Here is a 14,730-nt window from a genome sequence, read left to right on the forward strand (position 1 = left end):
GGCGGCGGGTTCAGAAGGCGTCCTTGCGCTTGCGGATTTCGGCAAAGACGGCGGCGTCGGGCGCGTCCTGCAGGCCCAGATGCGCCCGGATGTCCGGGTCTGCGGCGCGCAGAAACGGGTTAGTGGCCAATTCCTCGGCCAAGGTTGAGGGAATGGTGGGCCGGCCCTCGGAACGGGCCGTCTCTATCTGTGATGCGCGGGATATAAGATCGGAATTGCCGGGATCAACACTCAGCGCGAATTTGGCGTTGCTCGCGGTATATTCATGGCCCGAATAAACCAGCGTCTCAGGCGGCAGGGCCATCAGCTTGCTCAGCGAAGACCACATTTGCTCGGCCGTGCCCTCGAAGAGACGGCCACATCCCAGCGCCATCAGGCTGTCCGCGGTGAATACCGCGCGGCTGTCAGGGAAGTGGGCGGCGATATGGCCAACGGTATGGCCGCTGACATCCAGAACATGGCCCGTCTGCGCGCCGATGGTGATTTCGTCGCCTTCGGCCACGGCGATATCAAGGGCGGGCAGGCGATGCGCATCGGCGCGCGCGCCGATCACGTCGGCAGGGTGGCTCGCCAGCAGATCGCCCAGCCCCTGAACATGGTCGGCGTGATGGTGCGTGAGCAGAACATGGCTCAGCGTCCAGCCACGCGCCGCCAAGGCATCCTTGACCGGCCCGGCCTCGGGCACATCGACGCAGAGGGTTTTCCCGGTGCCGGGATCATGCGCCAGAAAGGCGTAATTGTCTGACAGGCAGGGGATCGTGATGATTTCAAATGGCATCTGTCGCACCTCGCGGTCTTGGGGGCCCGGCACGGCAGGCCGGGCGGCGGGCCTATCAGCGGTTTTCCCGGCTCGCATCATAAGCTAGGCTCCAGCGTGACGGATCAAGGGCGCGACCGCAATGCATGTCGACGTGCAGGAGTTACGGAATTTCTATTATCGCAGCACGCTGGGGCGCGCCGTGCAGAAAACCGTGCGCGCCGAGATCGCCGCCGTCTGGCCCGAGGCCAAGGGGCAAACTGTGCTCGGCTTCGGTTTTGCCGTGCCGTTCCTGCGGCCCTACCTTGCCGATGCGCGGCGTGTGATCGCGCTGATGCCGGGGCCCCAAGGGGTGATCGCTTGGCCGCAGCGGATGCCCAACATCTCGGTCCTGTGCGAAGAAACGCTCTGGCCCATCGAGACGGGCCATGTCGACAAGCTGTTGGTGATGCATGGACTGGAGGCGAGCGAGCGACCCGCCGATCTGTTGGACGAATGTTGGCGCGTGTTGGGGCCGGGGGGATCGGCGCTCTTTGTGGTGCCGAACCGGGCGGGCCTCTGGTCGCGCAGCGATCGCACGCCTTTCGGCTCGGGGCGGCCCTATAGCCAGACCCAGCTGGAGACGCTGCTGAAATCCCACAGCTTCCTGCCCGAGCGGCACCTGACCACGCTATACCAGCCGCCCAGCACGCGCCGGTTCTGGCGCAAGACCGCAGGCATGTGGGAGCGTCTGGGCGGTCATCTGTCGGTCATTGCCGCGGGCGGCGTTCTGATGGTCGAGGCGACGAAAAGGGTGCAGGCGCCGCGCGGGCCGGGCCTGAAAGTGCGCGCGCGCAGTCCGCTGGGCGCGCTGGCGCCCAAGCCAAACCCGGTGGCCGGACAGGTCTAGCCGTGCGCGCTGCACAGATTTTCTGCTGGTATCAAGGGTCGCCGCAAGAGGGCGCGAGGCCCGCCACCTCCGCTTTGCCGTGGTTAGCGCAAACAGCGATGCGCCGGATTCGCCACCCGCGTCGCAAAATGCGCCATTTCGACGGCTATTTTTTCTGCCAAAGCGCCGCATGCTGTCTATCCTCTTGAATTCACGAGGTTTTGATGCGGGCGCACCAAAACCATAGCAACTTGCGAGGTGGCGAAGGCTCTGCTAGACCCACGCCGGATTACAATGATAAGAGTGCTGAGTGCTCGCCAACGCCCCCTCAGACGCAAACCCGCGTCTGTCGCTGGGGCCTAATTGTCGAAAGGGTGGACGTGTCCGAACCAGCTTCGATTTCCTCGGGTATCGCTGAACGCTATGCGACCGCGATCTTCGAGATCGCGCAAGACAACAACCGACTGGGCAAGCTGGAGACCGGCGTCGATCAGCTGGCCGAGGCTCTGGATGCCAGCGCCGATCTGCGTGACATGATCAGCAGCCCCATCATCAGCCGCAGCGAGCAGGAAAAGGCCATTACCGCCATTTCCGAACATCTCAAGCTGACGCCGGCGCTGTCGCGCGGGCTGGCCCTGATGGCGCAGAAGCGCCGCCTTTTCGCCGTGCCCCAGGTGGTCGTGCAGCTGCGCGCGATGATCGCGGACCACAAGGGTGAAGTGCAGGCCGACGTCACCAGCGCCAAGGCGCTGACCAAGGCGCAGTCGGACAAGCTGGCCAAGACGCTCAAGTCCAATGTCGGCAAGGACGTCAAGATCAATGCGACCGTTGATGAAAGCCTCATCGGCGGTCTTATCGTCAAGGTGGGCTCGAAGATGATCGACACGTCGATCCGCTCCAAGCTTGCATCGCTCCAGAATTCAATGAAAGAGGTCGGATAAATGGGTATCCAAGCGGCAGAGATTTCTGCAATCCTGAAGGACCAGATCAAGAATTTCGGCCAGGAGGCCGAGGTGGCCGAAGTTGGCCGGGTTCTGTCTGTCGGTGACGGCATCGCCCGCGTGCATGGCCTGGACAATGTCCAGGCCGGTGAGCTGGTCGAATTCCCCGGCTCGATCATGGGCATGGCGCTGAACCTCGAGGCCGACAACGTCGGTATCGTGATCTTCGGCTCGGACCGGGACATCAAGGAAGGCGATACCGTCAAGCGCACCAAATCCATCGTGGACGTGCCGATCGGTGATGCGCTGTTGGGCCGCGTCGTTGACGGCCTTGGCAATCCGCTGGACGGCAAGGGCCCCATCGAGACCAAGGAGCGCGGCCTGGCCGACGTGAAGGCGCCGGGCATCATCCCGCGTAAATCCGTGCACGAGCCCATGGCGACCGGCCTCAAGGCCGTCGACAGCATGATCCCCGTTGGCCGTGGCCAGCGCGAGCTGATCATCGGCGACCGCCAGACCGGCAAGACCGCCATCGCGCTCGACACGATGCTGAACCAGAAGTCGATCAACGACGCCGCTGGCGATGACGAGAGCAAGAAGCTCTATTGCGTCTATGTCGCCATCGGCCAGAAGCGCTCGACCGTGGCGCAGCTGGTGAAGAAGCTGGAAGAGACCGGCGCGATCGACTATTCGATCGTCGTCGCCGCGACCGCCTCGGACCCCGCGCCGATGCAGTTCCTCGCGCCCTATTCGGCGACCGCGATGGCCGAGCATTTCCGCGACAATGGCCGTCACGCCCTGATCGTCTATGATGACCTGTCCAAACAGGCCGTGGCCTACCGCCAGATGTCGCTGCTGCTGCGCCGTCCGCCCGGCCGCGAAGCCTATCCCGGCGACGTTTTCTACCTTCACTCTCGCCTGCTCGAGCGTTCGGCCAAGCTGAACGAAGACAATGGCGGCGGTTCGCTGACGGCTCTGCCGATCATCGAAACGCAGGGCGGTGACGTGTCGGCCTTTATTCCGACCAACGTGATTTCGATCACCGACGGCCAGATCTTCCTTGAAACCGAGCTGTTCTACCAGGGCATCCGCCCCGCCGTGAACACCGGTCTGTCGGTCAGCCGCGTGGGCTCGTCCGCTCAGACCAATGCGATGAAATCCGTCGCAGGCCCGGTCAAGCTGGAGCTGGCGCAGTACCGCGAAATGGCGGCCTTCGCCCAGTTCGGCTCGGACCTCGATGCCGCCACCCAGCAGCTGCTGAACCGTGGTGCGCGCCTGACCGAGCTGATGAAGCAGCCGCAGTATTCGCCGCTGACAAACGCCGAGATCGTCTGCGTCATCTACGCAGGCACCAAGGGCTATCTGGACAAGATCGCGGTCAAGGAAGTGGGCCGCTTCGAGGCGGGCTTGCTCAAGCATCTGCGTGGCAAGCATTCCGACCTGCTGGACTGGATCACCAAGGAGGACCCCAAAATCAAGGGGGATGCCGAGGACAAGATCAAGGCTGCGCTCGACGAATTTGCCGCCGACTTCGCTTAATTAAGGGAAAGGACGCAAGGCAATGCCAAGCCTCAAGGACCTTAAGAACAGGATCGAGTCGGTCAAATCGACCCGCAAGATCACCAAGGCCATGCAGATGGTCGCCGCGGCGAAACTTCGCCGCGCGCAGGACGCCGCCGAGCAGGCGCGCCCCTATACCGAGCGTTTCAACGCCGTTATGGGGCGCCTCGCGGCATCGGTCGGCAAATCGGAAGGTGCACCCCGTCTGCTGAGCGGCACGGGGCAGGACCAGACGTATCTGCTGATCGTGATGACGGCCGAGCGCGGGCTTTGCGGTGGCTTTAACGCCAACATCGCCAAGCTGGCCAAGCAGGAAGCGTCCAAGCTGATCGCCGAGGGAAAGACCGTCAAGATCATGACCGTCGGCAAGAAGGGCCGCGACGCGATGCGCCGCGACTACGGCAAGTACTTCGTGCATCATGTCGATTTCAGCGACGTCAAGCGCATCAGCTATGCCGATGCGCAGGGCGTGGCGACCGAGGTGCTGAACCGTTTCGACGAAGGCGATTTCGACGTGGCCAAGATCTATTTCTCGGAGTTCGAGAACGTGGTCACGCAGATTCCGACCGCGCAGCAGATCATCCCGGCCGATTTCGACGCGCCCGAGGAAGAAGATGCGGGCGCCTTCTACGACTACGAGCCGGACGAGTCTGCCATCCTGGCCGATCTTCTGCCGCGCGGCGTGGCCACGGCGATCTTTGCCGCTCTGCTGGAAAACGGGGCGTCCGAGCAGGGTGCGCGCATGTCCGCGATGGACAACGCCACCCGCAACGCAGGCGAGATGATCGACAAGCTGACCATCGAGTATAACCGCTCGCGTCAGGCCGTGATCACGAACGAGCTGATTGAAATCATTTCGGGCGCGGAAGCGCTCTAGAACACGAACCGGAGACAGCAAACATGGCAAACGCAAAAGGCAAAATCACTCAGGTGATCGGCGCCGTGGTCGACGTTCAGTTTGGCGACCACCTGCCCGAGATTCTGAACGCGCTGACCACCGACAACAACGGCAAGCGCCTCGTTCTGGAGGTTGCACAGCACCTCGGCGAGAACACCGTGCGCACCATCGCGATGGACGCGACCGAAGGTCTGGTCCGTGGCCAGGAAGTGACCGACACTGACGGCCCGATCACGATCCCCGTGGGCAACGCCACGCTGGGCCGCATCATGAACGTCGTGGGCGAGGCCGTGGACGAAGGCGGCGACGTGTCGCGCGAGGAAACCCGCTCGATCCACAACGACGCGCCTCCCTTCGCGGACCAGTCGACCGAGTCGACCGTTCTGGTCACCGGCATCAAGGTCGTCGACCTGCTGGCGCCCTATGCCAAGGGTGGCAAGATCGGCCTCTTCGGCGGTGCCGGCGTGGGCAAGACGGTTCTGATCATGGAACTGATCAACAACATCGCCAAGGTACACTCGGGCTTCTCCGTCTTCGCCGGTGTGGGCGAGCGGACGCGTGAGGGTAACGACCTTTATCACGAGATGATCGAATCGGGCGTTATCGTCCCCGACAACCTCGAAGAGTCCAAGGTGGCGCTGGTCTACGGCCAGATGAACGAGCCCCCGGGCGCGCGTATGCGCGTCGCCCTGACGGGCCTCACGCTGGCCGAGCAGTTCCGGGACCAGTCGGGCACGGACGTCCTGTTCTTCGTCGACAACATTTTCCGCTTCACGCAGGCAGGCTCCGAGGTGTCGGCGCTTCTGGGCCGTATTCCTTCGGCCGTGGGCTACCAGCCGACGCTGGCAACCGACATGGGCCAGATGCAGGAACGCATCACCTCGACCAACAAGGGCTCGATCACGTCCGTGCAGGCCGTCTACGTTCCCGCGGACGACCTTACCGACCCCGCGCCTGCGACTTCGTTCGCGCACCTCGATGCCACGACCGTTCTGTCGCGCGCCATCTCCGAGCTGGGCATCTACCCCGCCGTGGACCCGCTCGACTCGACGTCGCGCCTGATGGACCCCTCGGTCGTCGGCGAAGAGCATTACCAGGTGGCCCGCGACGTCCAGGGCATCCTTCAGCGCTACAAGTCGCTGCAGGACATCATCGCGATCCTCGGCATGGACGAGCTGAGCGAAGAGGACAAGCTGACCGTGGCGCGCGCGCGCAAGATCCAGCGTTTCCTCAGCCAGCCCTTTGACGTCGCCAAGGTCTTTACCGGCTCGGACGGTGTTCAGGTTCCGCTGGAAGAGACGATTTCGTCCTTCAAGGCAGTTGTCGCCGGTGAGTACGATCACCTGCCCGAAGGTGCCTTCTACATGGTGGGCGGCATCGAGGACGTGAAGGCCAAGGCCGAGCGTATGGCATCCGACGCCGCATAATGCATCTGCCGGACCGCCCCTCGCTTTATGGCATGGGCGGTCCGGCGCATCCGCAAATGAAGGAGGCCACCCATGGCTGACACAGTGCAATTCGATCTGGTATCGCCCGAGCGCCTTCTGACATCCGTGCAGGCGCGCGAGGTGCAGATTCCCGGCGCAGAGGGCGATCTGACGGCCATGGCCGACCACTCGCCGCTCATCACCACGCTGCGCCCCGGCATCGTGCGCGTCACCTCCTCCGAGGGCGAGCAGGAATATGCCGTGACCGGCGGCTTTGCCGAGATCAACGGCGACAGTGTTTCCGTCTTGGCCGAGCAGGCGATCCCGCGCGCCGACATGACCCAAGAGCATTTCAAAGGCCTCGTCGACGATGCGAAGGAGCGTCTGGAAAAGACCCGCGAGACCTTCAAGAACGAGCCGGGCCCCGTCGATGATGCTGCCAAGCTTTTGTCGGACATGGTCGCCATGGGCGAGCATATGGGCCTCAGCGCCTACTGATATCGCCGGTTCAGGCAAATGATTCAGGGGCCTGCATCTTGCGGGCCCTTTTTTTATCGTGGATCATAGTTTCGCCGGAATGCGCCTCTAGAGCGGACGCGGCGGGTAACGGTCAAAGCTTGTATGAAACGCATCGACACGAAACTCATGGGGATCGATCAGGGCGAGACTGTCCTTTTCTCGGAGTTCGAGAAGGGCGGCGCCATGTGGACTGGTGAGGGCGAGCGCACGCGCCGCCATTCGGTCCGTTTCACCGAGCGGTTTCGCAACCTGCCCGCGGTGCATTGCGCCCTGTCCATGTGGGATATCGACAGCGGCACCAATGCCCGGGTCGAAGTCAGCGCCGAGAAGATCACCGAGGACGGTTTCGAGGTGGTGTTCCGCACCTGGGCCGACACCCATATCGCCCGTGCGCGCGTGCGGTGGATGGCCATCGGAGAGGTCTATCACGAGGACGACTGGGATATCTATTGAGCCCGGCTGATGCTGCTTCGGGGCTGCCGAAAACGGATCAGTTGCCGAACTGGCCCTCATAGACCGGCTCCAGTGTCGGCGTCTCGAAGAGTGACGACACCGACGTTCCGTTCCAGATGTTCAGGATCGCTTGGGCAAAGACCGGTGCGGTCGGAATGATCCGGATATTGGGCGTGTTGCGGACGGCCTCGGTCGGAGCGATCGTGTCGGTTATGACCATGGATTTCAGCACCGAATTGGTAATCCGCTCGACCGCGGGGCCGGACATGACACCGTGCGTCGTGTAAGCATGCACCTCGGAGGCGCCGTTTTCCATCAGCACTTCGGCCGCCTTGCAGAGGGTGCCGGCGGTGTCGCACATGTCGTCGACGATGATGCATTTCTTGCCGGTGACGTCGCCGATGATGGTCATCTCGGCCACTTCGCCCGCTTTTTCGCGGCGCTTGTCGACGATGCTGAGCGGCGCGGTGATCCGCTTGGCCAACTCGCGCGCGCGGGCGACGCCGCCCACATCAGGCGAGACGATCATCACGTCATCCATGCTGCCCTTGAACTGCTTCATGATGTCGAGCGCAAAGACCGGCGAGGCATAGAGGTTGTCGACCGGGATGTCGAAGAAGCCCTGTATCTGCGCCGCGTGCAGGTCCATCGTCAGCACTCGCTCGATCCCGGCCTCGACCAGCATATTGGCGACCAGCTTGGCCGAGATGGGCGTGCGTGCCTTCGAGCGGCGATCCTGCCGTGCGTAGCCGAAATAAGGTATGACGGCGGTGATGCGCGCCGCCGAGGACCGGCGCAGCGCGTCGGCCATGATCAGAAGCTCCATCAGGTTGTCATTCGCGGGGTTCGAGGTGGGCTGGATGACAAACATGTCCTCGCCGCGCACGTTCTCGAAAACCTCGACAAAGATCTCGCCATCGTTGAACCGCTCGACCCGCGCGTCGACGAGGCCGACATTGACGCCCCGGTGCATCGACATGCGCCGCGCGATGGCTGTGGCCAGCGGCATGTTGGCATTGCCCGAGATCAGTTTCGGCTCTGACGTGGATGACATGGCTGGAGTCCCCTGGATGGCTGGAGCGGCGGAGGCCGTTGACGGATTCGCCGCGTTGACACCGCTTAGCATGGGCGTAGGGTCTGGCAAAGCTGCCGAAGCCGCGAGGGAGACGAAAACATGGCCGTTGCTGCATCTTTTTGCATAGATCGCCGCGGGGGCCGTGTCTGAGATGCCGCGCGGCACGTTTGGCGGCTTTCCCACCTATTGGACGTCGTTCGGGCAGGGGCCCCGTCAGGCGCTGATGATTCATTGCAGCCTTGGCGAAACCGCGATCTGGGGCGGCATGGCGCGTGAGTTGTCGGGGGCGCTGACCATGACGGCCTTCGATCTGCCCGGTCACGGGCGCAGTGATGACTGGGATGCGCGCGGCGAGATGAGCGAGGTCTGCGCGGGTATCGCGGCGGATTTCGCACGGCGCGACGCGCCGATGGACGTGATCGGGCACAGCTTCGGCGGGGTTGTCGGGCTGAGGCTGGCGATGAAGCACCCCGATCTGGTGCGCAGCCTCGTGATGATCGAGCCGGTGTTTTTCGCCGCTGCCCTGCAGGCCCGGGCCGAGGGCGCGTCAAGCGACGTGCAGGAAATGAAGGGTTTCCAGGCGGGGATGGTGGCGGGCGATCTGGCGATGGCAGCGCAAGGGTTCATAGGCGCCTGGGGTGGCGGTCGGCCTTGGGGGAGTTTCGCGCCCGAGGCCCAGACCCGAATGGCCTCTCAGATGCCGCTGATCGCGGCGGCAGGCCCCGCGCTTGTGGACGATGTCGGCGGGCTTCTGGCCCCCGGCGCGCTGGAGGGTGTCGATATTCCCGTGCTGCTGCTGGAAGGCAGCGAGGCGCCCGCCATCATTCCGAGCATCAACGAGGCGCTGGCCGCCCGTCTGCCCCACGCCCGGCGCGGCGTGATCGGCGGGGCCGGGCATATGTCCGTGGCCACGCATCCCGCGCAGGTCAGCGCCGAGGTGCTCCGGTTCCTGCGCGAGGTGTGAGGGGCTCAGTCCCTGGCCAGCGCCAGAAACTCGTCGATCAGCTCATGCGTCATCGACCAGTCGCAGACGAGGCGCATCATAATGCGCTCGTCCGGGTCGCCCTCCAGATCGCCCCAGAGGCCATAGACCGCGCCGCCGGCCTTCAGTCGCTGGTGATCGCGGCGGGGCAGGGTGGCGAAGATCATGTTCGCCTCGGGCTCTTCGACGAACTCGAGGCCCGGCATATCGCGCAGTCCCGCCGCCAGACGTGCCGCGTTGGCGTTGGCCGCGCGCGCGGCCTCCAGCCAGACACCGTCCGTGAGATACCCCTGCATCTGCGCGGAAAGGTAGCGGTGCTTGGAGAAAAGATGCGCGCCGCGCTTGCGCCGCAGCTCGAATTCCCAGGCATGGGACGGATCGAAGAAGATCACCGCCTCGACCCCTGCGCAGCCGTTTTTCGTGCCCCCAAGGCTGAGCGCGTTGATGCCCGACTGCCATGTCATTTCGGCGGGCGTGCAATCGAGTGCGGCGAGCGCATTGGCGAACCGCGCGCCATCCATGAAGGTGGGCAGGCCATACTCCTGCGCGACGCCCGTCAGCGCGCGCAGCTCGTCCAGCGTGTAAAGCCGCCCCATTTCGGTGGCTTGCGTCAATTGCAATGGCCCACGCTGCGAGGTATGCACATCTCCCTTGGTCCAGCCCTCGATGCGGGTGCGCAGCTGATCGGGGCTCATCTTGTCGCCGTCGCTCACAAGGCTCAGCTTGGCGCCGCCGGTGTAGAATTCGGGCGCGTGGCATTCATCGACATTGATATGCGCCAGCGGCGTGCAGAAAACCGCATCCCACGGTTTCGCCATCGTGGCCAGCGCCAGCGCATTGGCCGCCGTGCCGGTGGCGACCAGATAGACCGCCGCCTCGGGCGCCTCAAAAAGCTCGCGGATCTGGTCCCGCACACCATCCATGATGGACTCCGCGCCATAGCTGGGGTGATACCCGGTATCGGCAGCCACCATCGCCTGCGCCACCGCAGGATGCATCGGTCCGGTGTTGTCAGAGGCAAAATACATCAGGTCGGCTCCTCGATAATATGATCTTCCCAGTCGTCTTCGTCGATTTCGAATTCGGGCACCGTGCGGCTTTGCATCGATACGCCCGCGTCATGCACAGATTGCGGATCGCCCGAGATCAGCGGATGCCAGTCATAGAGCTTCTTGCCCTGCCACAGCAGCTTGTAGGCGCATGTTTCGGGCATCCAGTAGAGGTTGGCGTCCATGTTCGTCGGCTTCAGTACGATGCATTCGGGCACGAACTGGTGGCGGATCGGGTATTGCGCGCATTGGCAGGTGGTATCGTCGAACAGGCGGCAGGCGACGCGGGTCATCACGACCTCGCCGGTATCCTCATCCTCCAGCTTGTTCATGCAGCATTTGCCGCAGCCATCGCAAAGCGCCTCCCATTCGGGGCGCGTCATGCGGGTGAGGGGGGTGTCCTCCCAGTAGCGGGGTCGCAGCGGGGCGCTCATAACGCGTCCAGCAGATCGCGCGCGCGGGCGCAATCGGCATCCATCTGGGCGATGAAGGCCTCAAGACTGTCGAATTTTTCCTCGGGGCGCAGATAGTCGACCAGCGCGATGGACAGGTCCGCGCCGTAAAGATCGCCGGAGAAGTCGAAGAGGAACGTTTCCAGATTGGCCTGCTCGCCGTCGAACATCGGGCGCACACCCAGCGAGGCGGCACCGTGGTAGAGGCCCTCATGCGGACCGTTCAGCACGTCGACCAGCACCGCATAGACTCCGAAGCGCGGCGGGTGCAGCCCCTCGATCGACATGTTGGCGGTGGGGTAGCCCAGCTCGCGGCCGCGTTTGTGCCCGCCGATAACCGTGCCCTCGATCCGGTGCCAGTGGCCCAGCATCGCGGCGGCGTCGCGCGGGCGTCCCTCGCCCAGCGCGGTGCGGATCGCGGTCGAGCTGACCGCGCCGTCAGAGCCGGCGACCAGATCCGACAGGGTCACGTCAAACCCCATCTCGGCGCCGAAATCCTTCAGCATATCCGCCGTGCCCGCGCGTCCCTTGCCAAAGCAGAAATCGCGGCCCACCACCACATGGGCAAGGCCGAGGCCGTCAGCGATCACCTCCTGCGCGAAGGCGCGGGGGCTGAGCGCGGCCATGTCCGCATCGAAGGGCAGCTCGAACAGCGTCTCGACGCCCAGCTTGGCCAGCCGATTGGCGCGCGCGCCGGAATTCATCAGGCGAAAGGGCGGCGCGTCCGGTGCAAAATATTCGCGCGGGTGCGGAGTAAAGGTGACGACTCCCAAGGGGGCGCCCCCGGCATCGCGCGCAAGGTCGATCACCGCCTGGTGGCCCAGATGTACACCATCGAAATTGCCGATCGGGGCGCTGGCGCCCTTGGCCGTGGCCGGGACGGCCTTGTAATCACGGTAAATACGCATGGGTGAGGGGTAGCGCGCCCCATGCGCCTGCGCAAGCGGGGATGCGATCTGCCGTGCGCGCTAGTCGAACTTGCGCGACGGCGCCATCACGGTCGCCTCGCCGATCAGCACCTTCTTGCCATCCACCATGCAGCGGCAATCGAGGCCGACGCGCCGCTTGGCATGGTCGATCGAGATCACCTCGACTTCGGCTGTCACCATGTCGCCGGGACGCACGGGCGCGAGGAATTTCAGCGATTGGCCCATATAGACAGTGCCATGGCCGGGTAGCTGCTCGCCAATGACGGCCGAGATGAGGCCAGCGGTCAGCATTCCATGCGCGATACGCCCCTCGAAAATTGTGTCGCGCGCATAGTCATCGTCCATATGCACCGGGTTCCGGTCGGTCGAGACCTCGGCGAACATCTCGATATCGCGGTCGGTGACGACCTTTCGCAGGTGGCGCGTCATGCCCATTTCGATATCTTCGATGCAGATCGTGCCGCGCGGCATATTGTCCAACATTTGGCCCTCCGGGATCGTCGGCTGGGTAACTTTAGGACGCATATGCGCCCAAGATTGGAACTTTATTACTTCGCAGGCGCAGAAAATCAACCCTTAATCTGGGTTTTCTACCATCGCTCCCGGCACCGCGCGCTCAGCGTAAATGGCTGATCGTGTAGGTCGGGCTGGCCTGCTCACGTGCGAGAAATGCCTCCAACTTGTCCTTGTCGAGACCGTCATCCCCACTCGTCTCGGCCGCCGCCAAGCCACCGGTGATAAAGAGCGAATCGAAATTCTCGCCCATGGCGCCGGCGATATCGGTGCCGATACCGTCGCCGATGGCGAGGATGCCCAGATCGCCCACATCCTTGCCAATCGCCGCGAGGCGGCGGCGGGCGAGGTCATAAATCGGCGGGTGCGGCTTGCCGAAATAAAGGCTCTCGCCGCCCATTTCGGTGTAGAGCCGCGCCAGAGCGCCCGCGCACCACTCGCGCACGTCGCCGCGGTCGACGACGATATCGGGATTCGCGCAGAGCAGCTTCAGCCCCTTTTGCTTGGCATAGAGAAAGTCGGGCCGGTTCACGGCCGGGTCGGCCAACGGATCGAACGGGCCGCAGCAGACGATGCCGGTGGCCTCCTCCAGAGGCACGCGGCTGATCTCCACCGGGTCCTCGATTACCTCCATCGGCTCGAAAAATCCGAAGTCGCGCTCGGGCTCGCCCATGAAATAGACCTTGTCCCCCACCACACTGCGGAACATGGCCGCGCGGGCCGAGTCGCCGGAGGTGGCGATGGCGTCATACGCATCCTCGGGCACGCCGAATTCGTGCAACTGTGCCGCCACGCCCTTGCGGGGTTTCGGCGAATTGGTGACCAGCACCACCGTCCCGCCGCCTGCGCGGTACGTCTGCATGGCCTTGATCGCCTCAGGAAAGGCCGTCACGCCGTTATGCAGGCAGCCCCACAGATCGACAAAAAGCGCGTCATAGCGGCTGGACACTTCGGCGAGCGATTGGATGATCTGGGTCATGGCTGTCTCCTGTGCGGGGTCTGCGTGCAGATATGGCAGGCAGTCGCCCGCATGGCCAGAGCGGATGGGGTTGCGGCGCCATCAGGTGCACGGCAGATTGGCGTGTGAAAGGCAGGGCAGCATGCACGGCAACGCACCTCACGATCACGACCACGGCGATGGCGGGCACGACCATTCGCATATCCCGAAGAACGAGACCAAGATCGCCATCGCCGCCGCGCTGACCGGCACCTTCATGCTGGCCGAGGTGATCGGCGGAGTCATTTCCGGCTCGCTGGCGCTGATCGCGGATGCGGGGCATATGCTGACCGATTTCGCGTCGCTCATGCTGGCCTGGCTTGGATTTCGGCTGGCGCGGCGCCCGGCGGACTGGAAGCGGACCTACGGGTTTGACCGATTCTCGGTACTGGCGGCCTTCGTCAACGGGATGTCCCTTTTCGTCGTGGCGGCCTGGATCCTGTGGGAGGCGGTGCAGCGGCTGAACGATCCGCAGGAGGTGCTGGGCGGGGTGATGCTGTGGATCGCGCTGGGCGGTCTGGTGGTGAATGTCGGGGCCTTCTGGGTGCTGACCAGCGGCGGTAGGGGCGAGAATCTGAACGTGCGCGCGGCCGCGCTGCATGTCATGGGCGATCTCTTGGGCTCGGTCGCGGCGCTGGTGGCGGCGCTGGTCATCATCTGGACCGGCTGGACCCCGATCGACCCGATCCTGTCGGTGCTGGTGGCGGTCATCATCCTGCGCTCGGCCCTCGCGGTGGTACGGCAAAGCGGGCATATCCTGCTGGAGGGTGCGCCCGACGGGTTTGACCGGCGTGAGGTGGCACGCACGCTGCGTGAGAGTGTGCCGGGCCTGAGCGAGGTCAGCCACGTCCATGCCTGGTCAGTCACGCAGGAGCGGCCCATGGTAACGATGAAGATTTCGCTGGGGGCGGGCACCGAAAGCGCCGCCGTTAAATCGGCCATCCGCGAGAGGCTGCAAGAGCATTACGGCATCGGCCACGTGACCATCGAGGTCGAAGATGTGAGGGGTCAGCCTGCCGTATAAAGCGCCGCGGTAAAAAGCAGCAAAAGCGCCCAGGCCCATGCCAGTCCGATGATGTTGAGGGTGCGGGCAAAAGGCTGTTTGCGCGTCTTGTGGCGCAGGCGCCGCTGCGCCAGCTTGGCGGCGGGCCAGCCGCCGATCAGCGCCAGGGTCAGCAGCCTTTTCTCGGGCGTGCGCCATGCACGCGCTTCCGAGCGCCGCTTGTCCCCGCGAAAGGCGAGGTAGGTCACGGCATTGACGGCAAGGAAATAGCCACCCAGCGCCGCCGGGTGGCTGAGGTCCAGCATGC

17 protein-coding genes are annotated in these 14,730 nt (G+C 64.1%); 9 read left to right on the forward strand and 8 right to left on the reverse strand.

Annotated elements, in window-relative coordinates; translation table 11 throughout:
• Positions 1-10: 10 nt before the first annotated feature.
• Positions 11-778: a hydroxyacylglutathione hydrolase gene (gene gloB / locus ACEWPL_RS15385; RefSeq protein WP_393930404.1), complete on the reverse strand. Its 768-nt coding sequence runs from the start codon at positions 776-778 to the stop codon at positions 11-13.
• Positions 779-899: 121 nt separating this feature from the next.
• On the opposite strand from gloB, the gene ACEWPL_RS15390 reads away from it, so the two are divergent.
• From ACEWPL_RS15390 to ACEWPL_RS15420, 7 genes are all read left to right on the forward strand, one after another.
• Entirely contained in the window at positions 900-1,646 is a 747-nt protein-coding gene (locus ACEWPL_RS15390; protein WP_393930401.1) for a methyltransferase domain-containing protein, read from the forward strand.
• A gap of 359 nt (positions 1,647-2,005) precedes the next feature.
• Complete coding sequence (locus ACEWPL_RS15395; protein ID WP_393930399.1) at positions 2,006-2,566, forward strand: F0F1 ATP synthase subunit delta; 561 nt, start codon at positions 2,006-2,008, stop codon at positions 2,564-2,566.
• Complete coding sequence (gene atpA, locus ACEWPL_RS15400) at positions 2,567-4,105, forward strand: F0F1 ATP synthase subunit alpha (RefSeq protein WP_393930397.1); 1,539 nt, start codon at positions 2,567-2,569, stop codon at positions 4,103-4,105. It abuts the gene before it with no gap.
• Positions 4,106-4,127: 22 nt separating this feature from the next.
• A complete protein-coding gene (locus ACEWPL_RS15405; RefSeq protein ID WP_393930395.1) occupies positions 4,128-5,003 on the forward strand; it encodes a F0F1 ATP synthase subunit gamma in 876 nt (291 codons plus the stop codon).
• A 23-nt stretch (positions 5,004-5,026) separates the two neighbouring features.
• On the forward strand, positions 5,027-6,451 hold the full coding sequence (atpD, locus tag ACEWPL_RS15410; RefSeq protein WP_393930393.1) for a F0F1 ATP synthase subunit beta: 1,425 nt from the start codon (positions 5,027-5,029) through the stop codon (positions 6,449-6,451).
• A 72-nt stretch (positions 6,452-6,523) separates the two neighbouring features.
• Positions 6,524-6,949, forward strand: coding sequence for a F0F1 ATP synthase subunit epsilon (locus ACEWPL_RS15415; protein ID WP_393930391.1), 426 nt, complete (start codon positions 6,524-6,526; stop codon positions 6,947-6,949).
• A gap of 123 nt (positions 6,950-7,072) precedes the next feature.
• Positions 7,073-7,423, forward strand: coding sequence for an H-type lectin domain-containing protein (locus ACEWPL_RS15420; RefSeq protein WP_393930388.1), 351 nt, complete (start codon positions 7,073-7,075; stop codon positions 7,421-7,423).
• A gap of 37 nt (positions 7,424-7,460) precedes the next feature.
• Here ACEWPL_RS15420 and ACEWPL_RS15425 read toward each other — a convergent pair whose 3' ends face one another.
• On the reverse strand, positions 7,461-8,477 hold the full coding sequence (locus tag ACEWPL_RS15425; RefSeq protein WP_393930386.1) for a ribose-phosphate pyrophosphokinase: 1,017 nt from the start codon (positions 8,475-8,477) through the stop codon (positions 7,461-7,463).
• A gap of 172 nt (positions 8,478-8,649) precedes the next feature.
• Here ACEWPL_RS15425 and ACEWPL_RS15430 point away from each other — a divergent pair, with 172 nt between their 5' ends.
• Complete coding sequence (locus ACEWPL_RS15430) at positions 8,650-9,462, forward strand: alpha/beta fold hydrolase (protein ID WP_393930516.1); 813 nt, start codon at positions 8,650-8,652, stop codon at positions 9,460-9,462.
• Positions 9,463-9,467: 5 nt separating this feature from the next.
• Here the strand turns inward: ACEWPL_RS15430 and ACEWPL_RS15435 are convergent, their stop codons facing one another.
• The 5 genes from ACEWPL_RS15435 to ACEWPL_RS15455 all read right to left on the reverse strand — a co-directional run bounded on the left by ACEWPL_RS15435 (position 9,468) and on the right by ACEWPL_RS15455 (position 13,402).
• Entirely contained in the window at positions 9,468-10,508 is a 1,041-nt protein-coding gene (locus ACEWPL_RS15435) for a threonine aldolase family protein (RefSeq protein WP_393930384.1), read from the reverse strand.
• Positions 10,508-10,963 (reverse strand): YcgN family cysteine cluster protein, encoded by a 456-nt coding sequence (locus tag ACEWPL_RS15440; protein WP_393930382.1) that lies wholly within the window; start codon positions 10,961-10,963, stop codon positions 10,508-10,510. The genes ACEWPL_RS15435 and ACEWPL_RS15440 overlap by 1 nt, the downstream gene beginning before the upstream one ends.
• Positions 10,960-11,889, reverse strand: a complete 930-nt coding sequence (locus ACEWPL_RS15445) for a bifunctional riboflavin kinase/FAD synthetase (RefSeq protein WP_393930380.1) — start codon at positions 11,887-11,889, stop codon at positions 10,960-10,962. Before ACEWPL_RS15445 ends, ACEWPL_RS15440 begins: the two co-directional genes overlap by 4 nt.
• A 60-nt stretch (positions 11,890-11,949) precedes the next feature.
• Positions 11,950-12,393 (reverse strand): MaoC family dehydratase, encoded by a 444-nt coding sequence (locus ACEWPL_RS15450; protein WP_393930378.1) that lies wholly within the window; start codon positions 12,391-12,393, stop codon positions 11,950-11,952.
• Between the two features lie 133 nt (positions 12,394-12,526).
• Entirely contained in the window at positions 12,527-13,402 is an 876-nt protein-coding gene (locus tag ACEWPL_RS15455) for an HAD family hydrolase (protein ID WP_393930375.1), read from the reverse strand.
• A 121-nt stretch (positions 13,403-13,523) separates the two neighbouring features.
• On the opposite strand from ACEWPL_RS15455, the gene ACEWPL_RS15460 reads away from it, so the two are divergent.
• The gene (locus tag ACEWPL_RS15460; protein ID WP_393930373.1) at positions 13,524-14,444 is read left to right on the forward strand and encodes a cation diffusion facilitator family transporter; all 921 of its coding nucleotides are present in this window, start codon (positions 13,524-13,526) and stop codon (positions 14,442-14,444) included.
• Here the strand turns inward: ACEWPL_RS15460 and ACEWPL_RS15465 are convergent.
• Positions 14,429-14,728: a DUF1294 domain-containing protein gene (locus ACEWPL_RS15465; RefSeq protein ID WP_393930371.1), complete on the reverse strand. Its 300-nt coding sequence runs from the start codon at positions 14,726-14,728 to the stop codon at positions 14,429-14,431. The genes ACEWPL_RS15460 and ACEWPL_RS15465 overlap by 16 nt on opposite strands.
• Positions 14,729-14,730: the final 2 nt, after the last annotated feature.

It is taken from the genome of Roseovarius roseus (genome assembly GCF_043355935.2).
Lineage (GTDB): Bacteria > Pseudomonadota > Alphaproteobacteria > Rhodobacterales > Rhodobacteraceae > Roseovarius > Roseovarius roseus.